The sequence below is a fragment of the Pollutimonas rozaliensis genome (assembly GCF_048751585.1).
Taxonomy (GTDB): domain Bacteria; phylum Pseudomonadota; class Gammaproteobacteria; order Burkholderiales; family Burkholderiaceae_B.
Window position 1 is genome coordinate 1 of sequence record NZ_JAZHOB010000164.1, and the last position, 265, is coordinate 265.

Annotated in this window: 1 pseudogene; it reads left to right on the forward strand. The window is 49.8% G+C overall.

The annotated features are described in order from the left end of the window. Nucleotides 1-57 precede the first annotated feature (57 nt). Nucleotides 58-265, forward strand: a pseudogene (locus V0R37_RS22410) (carbon starvation CstA family protein); the annotation flags it as partial.

The window sequence follows — 265 nt, forward strand, 5'->3', positions numbered from 1 at the left end:
GCTTGCGGTGCTATCTCAGGTTTTCATGCCACGCAATCGCCGCTCATGGCACGCTGTATGGAAAATGAAAAAAATGGCCGCTTCGTGTTCTTTGGCGCGATGATCGGGGAAGGGATCATTGCTCTGATTTGGTGTACGATTGCCCTGTCTTTCTTCGGTTCACTCGATTCACTTTCAGCGGCGGTAGCAAATGGGGGACCAGGCAATGTCGTTTATAGTGCTTCCTTTGGTTTGCTTGGCGTATTTGGTGGAATACTGGCTTTTC